The sequence below is a fragment of the Chitinophaga sp. GbtcB8 genome, assembly GCF_019091455.1.
Classification (GTDB): Bacteria; Bacteroidota; Bacteroidia; order Chitinophagales; family Chitinophagaceae; genus Chitinophaga.
In genome coordinates, this window is record NZ_JAGXJN010000028.1 from 46,192 (window position 1) to 60,487 (window position 14,296).

Consider the following 14,296-nt stretch of genomic DNA (forward strand, 5'->3'; position numbering starts at 1 on the left):
ATTTTCAAGCCAGGTACCGTAATTTTAGCTACCGATCCGCCCGATGTGAAATTTTTCCGATAGATGAATTTTAGCTTATGAATCGATTTTTCCTGTTGGCGCCTGTTGCAATGGTGGGTTTATTTGCACTGGGCGCCGTATCTTATGACTATCCGACTGAAAAAGCCAAGCCCTGCCAGTGTGATACCTTGCAAACAAAAGCCATTATCAGCAACCCGCAGTATGATTATTTGCCTCAGTACGATGCGGATAATTTTACAGAATGGGATTTTTACAAACTGGACTCCGCTACCAACCGTATGCTGTGGTACCGGGATGTAGAGAGTATTGACACCACCAAGTTCACACAGCTCTGGAACGACTATTACAAGAACAACTACCATGCCTCCCAGCTGGATTTTGTTAAATATTATACCGGTAAGCAGAATATTGAAATGGCCTTTCAGCTGGGTCCTAATTTAATGGACCTCTGGGCCTACCATGTATTTGTAGTAAAAAAAGTAGGCTGCTGTTATGTGCTTACCAGGAGCTATTACCGGCATGCCCGCTTCACCTATAAAGCCTATGCCATCCTGGACCAGGCTAAAATGGATTCCCTGCATATCCTGGTGGATAAAGTAATTAAAACACCTATTGGCGATACAGATAATAAAGGCTACTCCGGCTACTTTGTAGATAATTGCAACCAGCAGCAATTTGTTATTGACCTGCAACGGAAAGAAACTAAAGACACTACGGGCAACGCTGCACAGAACGAGGTGCGGGGGTTGCTAAAGTTTGTTGATAAGGGCGTTCGCTGGAATAAAACTTATAATTAACGGCTATACCAGCTGGTTGCTTCTTCTTTCACCTACCTGCTGCCGCCACATAGCGTAATACAATCCCTTCTTTTCCAGCAGCGCTGTATGGGAGCCGGTTTCAGAGATCTTTCCTTTTTCCAGCACGTAAATAGTATCTGCATGCATAATGGTAGAGAGGCGGTGCGCAACGAGGATGGTGATCTGCTCCCGGCTTAAGGATACATCGCGGATAGTATTGGTAATATCTTCTTCTGTTAATGAATCAAGGGCAGAGGTAGCCTCGTCAAAAATAAGCAGGCGCGGTTTTCTCAGCAGCGCCCGGGCAATAGAAATGCGCTGTTTTTCTCCGCCGGAAAGTTTCATGCCGCCTTCGCCCAGCACCGTATCAATACCTTTTTCAGACCGGGAAAGTAAGGGTGTGCAGGCAGCTTTATGCAGGGCATCCAGTATTTCCGCATCCGTAGCGTCGGCTTTTACAAACAACAGGTTTTCTTTAATGGTGCCTGCAAACAGCTGCGTATCCTGCGTTACAAAGCCTATTTGCCGGCGCAGCTCATTATAGCGGATATCTCCCGAAGGGATCTCATTAAACAGAATAGCGCCGGACACCGGCTGGTACAAACCCACCAATAGCTTTACCAGCGTGGATTTCCCCGAACCGGAGGGGCCTGCAAATGCAATGGTTTCGCCCAGTTTCACCCGGAAGGATACATTGTCTATTGCATTAAAACCGGCAGTTTTATGCCGGAAGGTCACCTGGTCAAAACCAATGTGTTTTAAAGGGCCGGTAGCTACAGGCGTTTCCGGCCTGCGCTCAATGGGTTTGTGCATCAGCTGGTCAAAGCTGTGAATAGAGGCTTCTACCTCCCGGTAATTGAGGATAATGTTGCCAATATCCTGCAGGGGCCCAAAAATAGAGGTAGAAATAAACTGCATGGCAATCAGCTCACCGGTACTTAATACCTGGCGGAAAATAAGCCATAACAGTATAAATAAAATGGATTGTTTTAACAGGTTCAGCGTGGTGCCCTGCAAAAAGGAGAGGGTGCGTACCCGCGTTGTTTTCAGCATTTCCAGGTCGTAGATCTTTTGCGTCTGGATCCTTAAGCGGCGTATTTCCGGGAAGGTAAGCCCCAGGCTTTTTACCAGCTCTATATTGCGCAGGGATTCCGTAATTACGCCCGACATTTTGTTGGTTTCCCTGTTAATAGAGCGCTGTACGGTCTTGATCTTTTTACTTACTAACCCGGTGAGCGATCCCAATACCAGGATGCCGATCACAAAAATAGGCACCAGCATCCAGTTGCGGGTAATGGAATACCAGATCAGGAAACCCATGCCTACAACGGAGGAGAACAGGATGTTGATGAACGAGTTAATGAAACGTTCTGTATCTGTTTTTACTTTCTGTAATATGGAGAGTGTTTCGCCGCTGCGTTGTTCTTCAAATTCCTGGAAGGAGAGGCGCAGGGTTTGTTTTAACCCATCGTTAAAGATCTGCATACCGAACAGCTGTACCGCCTTGCGGGTAAAATATTCCTGGAAAGCCCTGGCTATCCTGGATACTACGGCAATGGCTATGGCAATACTCAACCAGTATAACACGCCCTGCACCCGTTGCTGCTCATTAAGCCCTTTATTGTTGGTGGCGTAATTATCGATGATCTTTCCAAAAATAATAGGGTCTGTAAGGCTCAGCAGCTGTGCAATACCTGCCAGCACCAGGGCCAGTATCACCCACCACTTTTGTTCCTGCAGGTAGTTCCATAAGATTCGCATGCTTAATAATAAGCAAAAAACGGCAGTTAAGGAACAGACGCGCCGGCTTTCAGGTTTGCAGATATGTATTTCCTTCTATTTTACGGATGCTGCCATCAGCTTCCTGCATCACCAGTAAGTACGGCCGTATGCCGTTGCTGCGCAGCTGTTTGCGCCCGTCTTCATCCGTTATGATCACTGCGCCTGATACATCTGTTCCCTTTAACGCTGCAGCCAGGTCTGTGCTGCCCCGTAAGGGAAGGTCCAGCAATTCCTTTAGAGAGGCTGGTTCTGCATGGTCCCAGCTGCGGTAGATAGTATTATCTACTGCCAGCAGCTTTGCTGCAGGCGCCTGTGAGGTAAGGGTGGTTATTTCCTTTATAAAAGCATGGTTTTGTAAAGGGGCCTGCATAGAGCCGGAAATATCTACAATAAAATGTGTAATGGCAGGCGTACCGGCTTGTGTGTAATGCAGCGCCATCAGCACTTCCTGTAACCTGGCGGTAAAGCTGGCCGTTTGGTTGGCTGATTGATGGGGGGAAGGTACATCCGGCTTTACATTGCCAAAAATAAAAGAGCGGTCCGGGTAGTCCAGCGTCCAGTTACTTGTAATATGCACGGGGCCATAATTTACCAGGAAAATAGCGGCATCCGTTCTGCCCTTGCCATAATCATTAACGGCATTTACAAAATTGGAGCGGGATGCTTTTTGATATTGTTTGCATTCTATTACCGCCACACCGGTTTCATGACCGCTGCCCTGGTTAATGCAAAAGCTGTAATCCGGCTGCATACTGTTTTCCCGGCTTTTGCCTGCCGGATTTTTAAGCGGGCTTCTTAACTCTGACCATAACGACAGCGGGCCGTCTGCTGTTTCAAGCGTAGTGATATGCGTACCGGAAAATTTTAGCAGCAGCTGCCCGTCTGCATGGTGCATGGTTGGCTGCAAAGGCGCCATGGCCTTGTATAATAAGGTAAGCACCCACACGTTGTACAGGTCATAACGCTTTTTCCATTCCGGCAGGTTAAGGATGTCTATCAGCTCTTCTGCCAGCACATCGGCTTCTTTTTCCGTAACAGGCAGGGTATTAAAATAAGCAGTTAGCTGCTGGTTTAATTTTTCAACGGCTTCATGCCTTGCAGAAAAGGGCATTACATCCAGCGATTCAATGAATGCAGCTGCCGATTGCAGCATAAATGCCGGCCATGCATCGCTGGTAATGAAGTAAACATCTTTGAGGTCACGTTGTTCCGGGTCTTCTTTAAAAGTATCGTCTGACCAGTACCTGGTTTTGTCTTTTACGGTTTCGCGTTTGTTGGAATAGCTTAGCTGTTCCGTTACCACGGCTTTCCATAACCGCATTACCTGCGCCAGGTTACGGTCCAGGGCTTCATCATCTGTAGCGGGCAATACAATGTCCGGTGTAAGTATATCCCCTTTTTCTATGTAAGCGTCTACCCATTTTTTTACGCCTGCATCTTTTACTTTGTAAGTCCAGTTATGCGGGAACAGGTTTGATAGCTCCCTGAGCTTAGGCTCTTTCCATTCATAAAAAGTAAGCAGCTGTTTTAAATGCCGGTAGCGGCTAAGCACTTCTTTAAAATGCTCCACATCAAATTCCAGGTTCAACCCATGCCCTTCAAAATCAAAAACGATCTTTACGGTATTGTTGGTGCTGGTAATGCCCTGCTGTTCAAATAGCTTGTAAATGTCCACCAGCATTTTAGTAAAAGGCTCCATGGTGCTGAACAACGCGCCCGTAAAGGCTTCTATTGAAATGTTATGGCTGCGCAGCACTTCTGTTAAGTGAATGGCCGGCGTTTCCGGCAGATCATTTTCAGCAGGCATATGGTCTACCAGCAGCGCCTCCATCAGGCTGCCGGTGCTGCCGGGCAGGGGCAGGTGTTGTATAATTTCGTATTCCAGTGCCCTGTCGTGGGTGTTACTTTCTACGGCAGTGTGTTGTTGAATGTGCTCCCATAATTCCCAGGAGGTAGTGAACAATACTGGTACGGTATCGGGCGTGTGCATGGGGATAATTGTTTTGTAAACTGTTGGCAGAATTAATTGTATTAAGTCCCGGCTGTCTGTCTTTGGGGTAAAGCGTTTATTAAGTTAAGACATTTTACCGGATTTCTATCTGCCCCTGTAAGTCAATTTTTTTTACTACCTTCTCTGCTGATTGCAGCCTTTGAGCCAGTACTGTGCACTTTGAATGATCCCCACGAACCATCTTGTTTTATACCTAAAAAAAATTAACCATGTCAACACTGCAAACCAATTCTGTTGTATTTATCACCGGGGCTTTTGTAACGCATCACTGCTGGGATGAGTGGCGTGCTTATTTTGAAGCCAAGGGCTTTGATACGGCAGCGCCGCCATGGCCTTTTAAGAATGGTACTGCACCGGAGCTAAGAAGCCGCCGCCCGGATGATACTGACCTTGCCGCCTTAACCTTAACCGCACTGATAGATTATTATGCAAAGATCGTGAATAACTACCCGCTGAAACCTATAGTGATCGGGCATTCGCTGGGCGGGTTAATAACACAGATCATTGTGAACCGTGACCTGGCCGCTGCCGGCGTGGCCATACATTCCGCACCTACACTCGGCGTGTTCCCCTACGAATTTAGCTTCCTGAAAGCAGGCTGGAAAGCATTGGGCTTATTTACTTCGGTAAAAAAAACTTACCTGATGTCTTTTGCAGACTGGCAGTACGCTTTTGTAAACGGTATGCCGCTGGAGGAACAGCAGGCGGCCTATGAACAGTTTACTGTGCCGGAATCCAAGGTAGTGGCAAGGGGTGGCTTATCCGGCGCTGCCAAAGTGGATTATGCAAAGGGCCATGTACCGTTGCTGCTTACTGCCGGCAGCCAGGATAATATTATACCGGCACACCTGAACCTGCGCAATTTTAACAGGTACCATCAGAACGGATCAGTGCTGGACTATAAAGTATTTCCGGGGCGTAATCACTTTGTGCTGGGCCAGCCTACCTGGAAAGAGGATGCGGATTATATACTGGACTGGCTGGCCAATCAATAATATTTATTATCTTTTTACTTCCTAACGGCAATTACACGATAAGGCTTTACCCATGAACGAGCATTTGTTTCAAAAACTGGTTACTATAAGACGGCAGCTGCACCAACACCCGGAGCTGGGCTTTGAAGAATTTAAAACTACGGCACTGGTGCAGGATCACCTGCTGGCTTTGGATATTCCGTTTGAAACAGTGGCTGTTACCGGGGTTATTGCCACCCTGCAAAAAGGTGAAGGGCCCGTGGTAGTGCTGCGTGCGGATATGGATGCGCTGCCTATTATGGAAGATACCGGCCTGCCTTACAGCTCAGTGCATGAACGCGTAATGCACGCCTGCGGGCATGATATACATACCACTATGTTACTGGGCGCTGCCTACCTGCTGAAAGAGCAGGAATTTAACGGCACGGTAAAGCTGGTATTTCAGCCATCGGAAGAGGGCAATGCCCGCAGCCCGGAAAAAGGTAAGTCCGGCGGGCAAATGATCATAGAAAGCGGAAAGCTCAATGACGCCAAAGCAGCCCTGGGCCTGCACGTACACCCCCTGCTGCCCCTGGGTACGCTGGGTTACAGGAACGGGGAAGCGCTGGCCAATGTGGGCAACTTTTTCATTCATGTAAATGGTAAAGGCGGGCATGCAGGCTCCCTGGAGCATGTAACAGACCCGGTGCTGATTAGCAGCCAGCTGATTGTAGCAGCGCAATCCATTATTTCCCATACCGCTACTATAGAGCCTGCCGTGCTGGCATTCACCAACATTGCCATTAACGGGGAGCCCAGTCATAACGTAATACCCAAAGGCGTGCTGCTGCAGGGATCCTTAAGAGCATTGAATATTGATACCTATAACCGGATAGTGGAAAAGCTGCAGGCCCTGATCAAGGGAATGGAAATTTCCTATGGCTGCAGCATTGTATTGGAATTTACGGCTTATTATCCCAGCCTGCTGAATGATGCGCAGGTGCATCAGATGCTGGCGCCTGCACAGGAACAGGTGTTTGGCAAAAACAATGTAAAGGAAGGCACCGGCCAGCTGATAGCGGAAGATTTTTCTTTTTATTCAAGGCTTATGCCTTCACAATTCTATTTCTTAGGTGCGCAACAGGGAGATAATACTTCCTTTTTCCTGCACCACCCCAAAGTAACGTTTCATGAAGATTGTATGAAGCTGGGTGCGCCTTTCTTAGCCAATGGCGCACTGGACCTGATCCGGAGCTTTAGCTGACGATAGGGAAACATCAACCAAAGCGGTATTTGTTCTGTGCAAGCGGAAACGGGTAGCTTTACCCGGATTTTAACTTAAGTGAAAATTATTCACTTTTATTCTGCTGACATTTGTAACCAACAATAATAGTTCACCAGAAAACCATTAAACTATGCAGCATCCCTTGTCTCTGCTTGGCACCATACACACGGCTATTTCTATTGTAGCGCTTGTTTTTGCCGCTATTGCGCTTGTCCGCAGCGGTAAAATTGAGCCTTACAGCCCCAATGGTAAATACTACAGCATTTTTACTGCTTTGGGCTGTATCACAGCATTCGGCCTTTCCAGGGCAGGCGGTTTTAATCCCGGCCATGCGCTGGCTATTCTGATCCTGGTGCTGCTGGCAGTGGCTTACTTTGTTGGCAGCCGGCCTGCCGCAGCGGGCTGGGGCGCCTATCTCATTGTTTTTTGCATGTACACTACCTTGCTGTTGTCGCTGCTCCCTGCTGTTAATGAAACGTTTACCCGGGTGCCGCTCTCACATCCGCTGGCTACGGATATTAATTCTCCAGCTATTCAAAACACCCTGAAAGGATTACTTTTGGTATATGTAATAAGCCTGGTGCTGCAGTTCCGCCATATCTGGAAAGGGCGGCAGGTGGCAGCCAGCAAATGATAAAAATTAATTTTGATGGCTTTGGAAAACAGACCGGATACATTATTCAACATGCTTACCAGCTTTTCTGCACTCTCTGAATCACTGATTACAGAGAGTTTGCCATTCTGGTACACGCGTAAAATAGGTAAGGGTGATTTTTTTAACATGCAGAACGTGGTTTGCAATGACCTGGGCCTGGTGGTAAAAGGTATGTTCCGCATTTATTACAATGATCCGCAAACGGATGAGGAAAAGAACATTTTCTTTTTTTCAGAGAACCAGTTCATTGTTTCGTTCCGGAGCTTTATTACCCGCTATCCCTGTGCTTATTATATACAGGCTATGGAAGATGCGGAAATAGTGTCTATCTCTTACCAGCACCTGTACCAGCTGTATGAAAAGTTCCCGGAATGGGAGCGGTTCGGGCGGCTGCTGGCAGAGCTGTTCTTCAATTATTCTCAGGGGCGCACAGAGGAATTTTTATTCTATAGCCCGGAAGAGCGTTACCTGAAGCTGGTAGAGGAGCATCCAAATATCATCAGCCGTATACCGGCTTACCACATTTCTTCTTACCTGGGTATTACTAACCCCTCATTGAGCAGGATCCGGAAACGGATTGCCGGCGCTAAATAATGGAATGTAAAATGTAAAATTTTAAATCATAAATGTAAAAGCGGAATGCAGCGATTAGGTCCAGGCCTGACTTCGCTGCATTCCACTTTTACATTTAAAATTTTACATTTATGATTTTACATTTTAACAAGCTTACCAGGAGCCGCCGCTGCTGCCATAACAAATGCTGGTTTGCTGGCCATTGGCTACGCCGTTCACACTAACTATCGTTAACGTTGCACCTGCCGCAGAGCTGAAGGTGCTGTTATGTATAACACCGGTGGTGTTGATATAAGTAGTAGGAGCGGTAACAGTGAAGGTAATATCTGCAGAAATATTAAAGCTGCCGGAAGAGGTAATGTGCGGTGAGGAAGCGCCGTTTGATTGCCCGTTGGCAGAAAGAGAGATCTGCGCACCTGCGCCATTAGCCATATTATTCCAGGATACAGCTCCGCTGAAGGTGGCCCTTGCCACTACTATATCACCCACATGCCCGTTCACCGCGCCATAGCTGGCAGCAATGCCGGTGCAGCTGTTAGTAAATAAGGTGTATGCTGCATAAGGCGTACCATACAGGTACTGCAGCGCCACTCTGTCATTGATGTTAAACTGCCGGCCATTCGTAATGTTGGTGCCCATGCAGGCCAGCATCCAACTGCCGGCATCTTCTGTTGAAGGGGTGCCGGGAATCTGTACAGCGCCGTAAACGCTTTCACCTTCACTGCCGCCAACAGAGCAGCTGTAGGAGCGGTTCATCCAGTCTGTATGGCGGAAACCAATGCAGTGCCCCATTTCATGCGCAATTACACTGGCTGCAAAGTTCACATTAGGTGTAGCGCCTAAACCTCCGGAAGAAGTGTTGATCAAAATACTGCTAAAGGGATTGCCACTGGCATCCGGCGGGCCGCTTGCGCCCCATACACCCGCGTCCAGGAAGGCGCCGTTAATGTTAATGTCGCCGGTAGTGGATACCCGCTGAAAGGTAAGCCGCAGGTTCAGCGCATTGTACTGGCTAATGGCAGCATCTACCGATGCTATGTAGCTGGCCGGTAAGCCGGATGCATTCACCGCAATAACCCGGGGCAGGCCGGTTACCAGGTTATTGGTGCGGTATTGCTCCGTACGGGCAATAACCAGGGTAGGGGAAGTGCTGGGATGATCCAGGCTTTTTTCAGACAGGAAAATGTCAGATTCCACCATGTAACCGCCTTCGGCTTTGCGGATGTTTACAGTGGAATACCCCAGGGCTTTTACTTTGGCTTTAATTTCTTCAGAAACAGTTTCACTACGGGAATCGGGTTTTTGTTCTTTTCTGCAGGCTACAATAAAAATAACCGCGATCAGTAACGCGGTTACAATTTGAGGAATTGCTTTCATAGTACTAAAAAGGTTTTAATTGAGGGTTGATGGGTTACAAGTAAAAAGAGTTCTCCTGAATATACGCATAATTGTTATGATGCCGGAAAATAACTTCTTATACTTGTAGTATTGATCCACGTTCTTCACTAAAAAACAGAGAGTATGTCTGCTAATCCGATCTTCCAGGGACAGGTAGCTATTGTTACCGGCGCAGGGCAGGGTATAGGTTATGAGATCTGCCGGCAGCTGGTACAGCAGGGTGCACAGGTATTGTTAAATGATGTAGATGCAGCACTGGCGCAACAGGCCGCCCATAATATTGACAGCACAGGAAAAGTTTGTATCGGTATAGGCGGTAACGTTGCAGAGATAACGTTCATTCAGCAGCTGGTGCAAACAGCAGTGGACCGTTTTGGCCGGCTGGATATAGCTATTGGCAACGCGGGCATTACTTTATTCGGTGATTTTTTTACTTATCCTGAAACCGATTTTTATAAAGTGCTGCAGGTGAACCTGGGTGGTAATTTCTTTTTAGCGCAGGCTGCTGCCAAACAAATGAAACAGCAGGGCGGGGGCGGCGCCATCCTGTTCACCTCCTCGGTTACCGGTCACCAGGCGCATAAACATTTAGCCGTTTACGGTATGACGAAAGCTGCATTGGAAATGCTGGCCAAAAGCCTGGTAGTAGAGCTATCCGCTTTTGGCATTAATATAAATGCCATTGCACCCGGCGCTACGCTTACGGAAAGAACTACTTCTGAGGCAGATTATGAAAAGATCTGGTCGCGGTTAACACCTATGGGCCGCCCCGCCACCACCGCAGATATTGCGCATGCTGCATTGTTCCTGGTATCGCCGCATGCCAAACATATTACAGGGCAAAGCCTGGTCATAGACGGCGGCTGGACCTCCGTGAGCCCATCGCCTTACGATGAATAAAACACAGCTCACAAAAAACTGCTGCCATTTATCCTCCATATTCGCCACTTCATCAATGAAAGGGCGTGTGCGGCTTTTATTTGTATGAACACCGTATTAATTTACAGGCTGTAACCATTGCCACGTATGGTTTTCCGCTGTTCTTTACCGTTTAAAATTAATGATTTCGTAATATGGATACACGCAGAGAATTCCTCAAAAAATCAGTATTGTTATCCGGCGCCGCAGGTTTGTCAGCTTTTATGCCGGCATCTATTCAACGCGCATTGGCTATAGACCCTACACTAGGCAGCACTTACCTGGATGCAGAACATGTAGTGATACTGATGCAGGAGAACCGTTCTTTTGACCATTGCTTTGGCACCTTGCAGGGCGTGCGTGGTTTTAATGACCCGCGTGCGCTGGCCTTACCTGATAAAAAACCGGTATGGCTGCAAACCAATGAGCTGGGCGAAACCTATGCACCTTTCCGTTTAGATATTAAGGATACCAAAGTAACCTGGATGGGCTCTTTGCCACACTCCCGCGCCAGCCAGGTAGATGCTAATAATAATGGTAAATATGATCAGTGGCTGATAGCCAAAAGGTCCGGGAATAAGCAGTATGCAGCCATGCCGCTTACACTGGGTTATTACAACCGGGAAGACCTGCCTTTTAACTATGCCATGGCAGATGCCTTTACCATTTGTGATCAGAACTTTTGTTCTGCCATGACCAGCACCACGCCTAACCGCTCTTTTTTCTGGACCGGTAAGATCACGCATGAAACAGACGGCATTCCCAAGGCGCACATCCGTAATGATGATTACAGCTATGCCAAGCTGCCCTGGAACACTTTCCCGGAGCTGCTGGAGCAGAATAATATACCCTGGAAATTTTACCAGAATGAAACCAGCTGCGGCGGCGGGTTTAAAGGCGAGGAACGCTCCTGGTTATCGAACTTCGGCTGTAACCTGCTGGAATTTTTTGCCGCTTACAATGTAAAGTTTGCACCGCGTTATATCCAGAACCTGCAAAAGCAGGTGGATACGCTGCCCGACCAGATCAACAAGCTGCAGGAAGCCAGTCCTTCCTCTGAGGATGCTGCACAGAAAATAAGAGTGGAGCTGGCCAAAAAACAGGAAGTGCTGGACAATGCAAAAGCTGAGCTGGAAAAATGGAACCAGGCTAATTTTGAAAAGCTAAGCGCTGAACAAAAGAGCTTGTACAAACGTGCTTTTGTAGTAAATGAGGGCGATCCCGCTTACCGCAACATCACTACCCTCAGCTATACAGATGGCGGGGAGAAACGTGATGTAACTGTACCGGAAGGCGATGTGCTGCACCAGTTCCGGAAAGATGTGGAAGGCGGTAAGCTGCCCACTGTATCCTGGCTGGCAGCGCCGCAGAACTTCTCTGACCATCCCAGGGCACCCTGGTATGGCGCCTGGTATGTATCTGAAGTGCTGGACATTCTTACCAAGAACCCGGACGTATGGAAGAAATCTATTTTCATTGTTTCCTATGATGAATATGATGGTTACTTTGATCACGTACAGCCTTTTTATATCCCGGATGAAAACAAACCGGAGACAGGCAAAGTATCTGCCGGCATTGATACGGAAATAGAGCATGTGCGCCTGGAAAATGAGCTGAAACAGGGTGTGCCTAAAAAGGCTGCCCGCGAAGCGCCTATAGGACTGGGTTTCCGCGTACCTATGATCATAGCATCACCCTGGAGCCGCGGTGGTAAAGTATGCTCCCAGCTGTTTGATCATACCTCTACCTTACAGTTCCTGGAAACATTCCTGAACCAGAAGTATAAAAAGAATATTCAGCAAAAGAATATCAGCGCATGGCGCAGAACCATTTGCGGCGATCTTACAGCAGCTTTCAGCCCCTTTAACGGCAATAAGCTGGAACCCATTCCCTTCCTGCAGCGCGACAAGTTTGTAGAAGATATTTATAACGCCAGGTTTAAACAGGCGCCGGGCGGGTATAAAAAAATATCAGGGCACGAGATCCGTAACATTATTCAAAACCCGCTGGCAATGGATGCCCTCTCTACCCAGGAGAAAGGGATACGTGCTTCCAGCGCCCTGCCGTATGAGCTGTATGCTGAAGGTACCTGCACAGCAGATAAAAAACAGGTAACACTGAAAATGACCGCCGGTAACCAGGTGTTTGGTAAAAATGCTGCAGGCTCGCCCTTTACAGTATATGTGCCGGGAACTTTCAAAGATGAAAAAGGTGTGACTGATATTTCCCGCAACTGGGCTTTTGCCGTAAAAGCCGGTGACAGCATTAGCTACGAATGGCCTTTGCAGGCGTTTGAGAATAATAAATATCATTTGCGTTTATACGGCCCCAATGGTTTTTACCGGGAGCTGACGGGTAATGCGCAGGACCCGGCCATACAGGTGGCTGTGGAGTATGAGCAGGATGCCAAAACAAAAAAGCCTACCGGTAACGTAGTGGTAAAGGTAACTAACCAGGATGCTGCCAAAGCCTTGCAGTTAGCTATTAAAGATCATGCCTACAAAACAAATGACGTAGCAAAGGCAGTAGCCAAAGGCGACACTGCAAGCATAGTGCTGCCGCTGAAGAACAGCCATGGCTGGTACGACTTCAGTATTAAGGTCAATGGTTTTGATGTGTTTGAAAAACGTTATGCCGGCAGGGTAGAGACGGGGCAGGAGAGCTTTACGGATCCGTTTATGGGCCGCACCGTTTAAGAATTATCAATCAATCGCGTCATTGCGGGGAGCCGGGAGGCTGCAGTGGAAGGGCGACGAAGCAATCTCCAGCCATTCGCGAGATTGCTTCGTCGCGCCACATGCCCTGGCCTTACTTTGCTCTTCGCAGTGATGCGATTGGCATAATGGATAATTGTTTGTTGCAGAAGGATGCGTAGGGCTGTAATGCGGTAGTTATTTTTTTCAAGGTGGCGGCGGGTAAGGGTTGGAATGGTTTTAATGTTACTATCACATTGTCTTTACTAAATGTACGTTGCCAGGTAGCAATGATAGTTCCTTTATGTATGATCACAGGATTAAAGATACCATTGGTTGTATATACCATGTTTTTGTGCTGCGCAGGTAAAAAATGGCTCCGGTCCTCATAACCCAACACATATTCATCAAAGCCCGGCAGGCAATACAGGCCTGGTTTTGCGGCTGCGGGTTGTTTTGCGTTCATCCAGTATTCTTTTTGTTGCAGCGTAACGGAAGTAAGCAGCGGTTTCACGGCTTCCAGTCCTTTGCGGGCTTCTGTAATGGTAAGGCCGGACCATAGAACAAAATCGTTTACAGTAGCAGGTCCATGGCTTAAAAAATATCTTTTTGCCAGTTCTGCAACTGCAGCAGGGCGGTCTTTAAAAGGTTTGGCGGTTGGTGCATGCAGCAAGGTGCAGGTGGCAGTGTTGCCCCTTTTAGGGCCTATGCAGATCAGCTGATCCATTGCTGCGCGGTAAAGGATATGCGTTAAACGTTCTCCCTTAGCTTCAATGCCGGCTTTATGAAATACAGCGGTCAGCTCATCCCGCGTAAGCGGTTCATTATTCTTTAGTGTGCGGGAAAGAATGGTTTGGGTCTTTTTTAAGGTTTTTTCATCCAGCTCCAGGTTCTTATAACGGCTGGCAGCGCCGCTTATAATACGCGGCGCCAGCAGGGATAACATCCAGTGCACATCATCAGCATGCACTAAATGTAAGGTGCCTCTTACGCACCAGGTGCGGGTGATCCGTTGTTCTGCAATTGCCTGCTCTATATCCGCATCCTGTAAACCCGGCAGGCGTACGCCTATGGCCCATTGCGACTGCGCATACTCCTGTGCCTGCAGGGCGCCCATCCACGCTACTACCTCCTCCGGTTTTGTAAAATTATGTACTGACAGCTGTTGATTTGCCAGGCGCAGGTCCAGTAAGGCGGTAGTTTTCATATA

11 protein-coding genes are annotated in these 14,296 nt (G+C 47.8%); 7 read left to right on the forward strand and 4 right to left on the reverse strand.

Annotated features, from left to right (window positions below):
* Positions 1-77: 77 nt before the first annotated feature.
* Entirely contained in the window at positions 78-818 is a 741-nt protein-coding gene (locus KVT36_RS21950; protein WP_217605589.1) for a hypothetical protein, read from the forward strand.
* A gap of 3 nt (positions 819-821) precedes the next feature.
* On the opposite strand, the gene KVT36_RS21955 is transcribed toward KVT36_RS21950, so the two are convergent.
* Positions 822-2,579, reverse strand: a complete 1,758-nt coding sequence (locus KVT36_RS21955; RefSeq protein WP_217605590.1) for an ABC transporter ATP-binding protein — start codon at positions 2,577-2,579, stop codon at positions 822-824.
* Between the two features lie 49 nt (positions 2,580-2,628).
* Positions 2,629-4,590, reverse strand: a complete 1,962-nt coding sequence (locus KVT36_RS21960) for a hypothetical protein (RefSeq protein ID WP_217605591.1) — start codon at positions 4,588-4,590, stop codon at positions 2,629-2,631.
* Positions 4,591-4,820: 230 nt separating this feature from the next.
* Here KVT36_RS21960 and KVT36_RS21965 point away from each other — a divergent pair, with 230 nt between their 5' ends.
* The 4 genes from KVT36_RS21965 to KVT36_RS21980 all read left to right on the forward strand — a co-directional run bounded on the left by KVT36_RS21965 (position 4,821) and on the right by KVT36_RS21980 (position 8,098).
* The gene (locus KVT36_RS21965; protein ID WP_217605592.1) at positions 4,821-5,606 is read left to right on the forward strand and encodes an alpha/beta hydrolase; all 786 of its coding nucleotides are present in this window, start codon (positions 4,821-4,823) and stop codon (positions 5,604-5,606) included.
* A 52-nt stretch (positions 5,607-5,658) separates the two neighbouring features.
* Positions 5,659-6,828 carry a M20 family metallopeptidase gene (locus tag KVT36_RS21970; protein ID WP_217605593.1) on the forward strand — a complete coding sequence of 390 codons (1,170 nt, stop codon included), beginning with the start codon at positions 5,659-5,661 and terminating at the stop codon, positions 6,826-6,828.
* A 151-nt stretch (positions 6,829-6,979) separates the two neighbouring features.
* Positions 6,980-7,483, forward strand: a complete 504-nt coding sequence (locus KVT36_RS21975; RefSeq protein ID WP_217605594.1) for a hypothetical protein — start codon at positions 6,980-6,982, stop codon at positions 7,481-7,483.
* A gap of 15 nt (positions 7,484-7,498) precedes the next feature.
* The gene (locus KVT36_RS21980) at positions 7,499-8,098 is read left to right on the forward strand and encodes a Crp/Fnr family transcriptional regulator (RefSeq protein WP_217605595.1); all 600 of its coding nucleotides are present in this window, start codon (positions 7,499-7,501) and stop codon (positions 8,096-8,098) included.
* 132 nt (positions 8,099-8,230) lie between these two features.
* Here the strand turns inward: KVT36_RS21980 and KVT36_RS21985 are convergent, their stop codons facing one another.
* Positions 8,231-9,454 (reverse strand): M57 family metalloprotease, encoded by a 1,224-nt coding sequence (locus KVT36_RS21985; protein WP_217605596.1) that lies wholly within the window; start codon positions 9,452-9,454, stop codon positions 8,231-8,233.
* Between the two features lie 144 nt (positions 9,455-9,598).
* Here KVT36_RS21985 and KVT36_RS21990 point away from each other — a divergent pair, with 144 nt between their 5' ends.
* Both KVT36_RS21990 and KVT36_RS21995 read left to right on the forward strand, forming a co-directional pair.
* A complete protein-coding gene (locus KVT36_RS21990; protein WP_217605597.1) occupies positions 9,599-10,375 on the forward strand; it encodes an SDR family NAD(P)-dependent oxidoreductase in 777 nt (258 codons plus the stop codon).
* A gap of 173 nt (positions 10,376-10,548) precedes the next feature.
* The gene (locus KVT36_RS21995; protein ID WP_217605598.1) at positions 10,549-13,089 is read left to right on the forward strand and encodes a phosphocholine-specific phospholipase C; all 2,541 of its coding nucleotides are present in this window, start codon (positions 10,549-10,551) and stop codon (positions 13,087-13,089) included.
* A gap of 112 nt (positions 13,090-13,201) precedes the next feature.
* Here the strand turns inward: KVT36_RS21995 and KVT36_RS22000 are convergent, their stop codons facing one another.
* The gene (locus KVT36_RS22000) at positions 13,202-14,293 is read right to left on the reverse strand and encodes a winged helix DNA-binding domain-containing protein (protein WP_217605599.1); all 1,092 of its coding nucleotides are present in this window, start codon (positions 14,291-14,293) and stop codon (positions 13,202-13,204) included.
* Between the last annotated feature and the right edge of the window lie 3 nt (positions 14,294-14,296).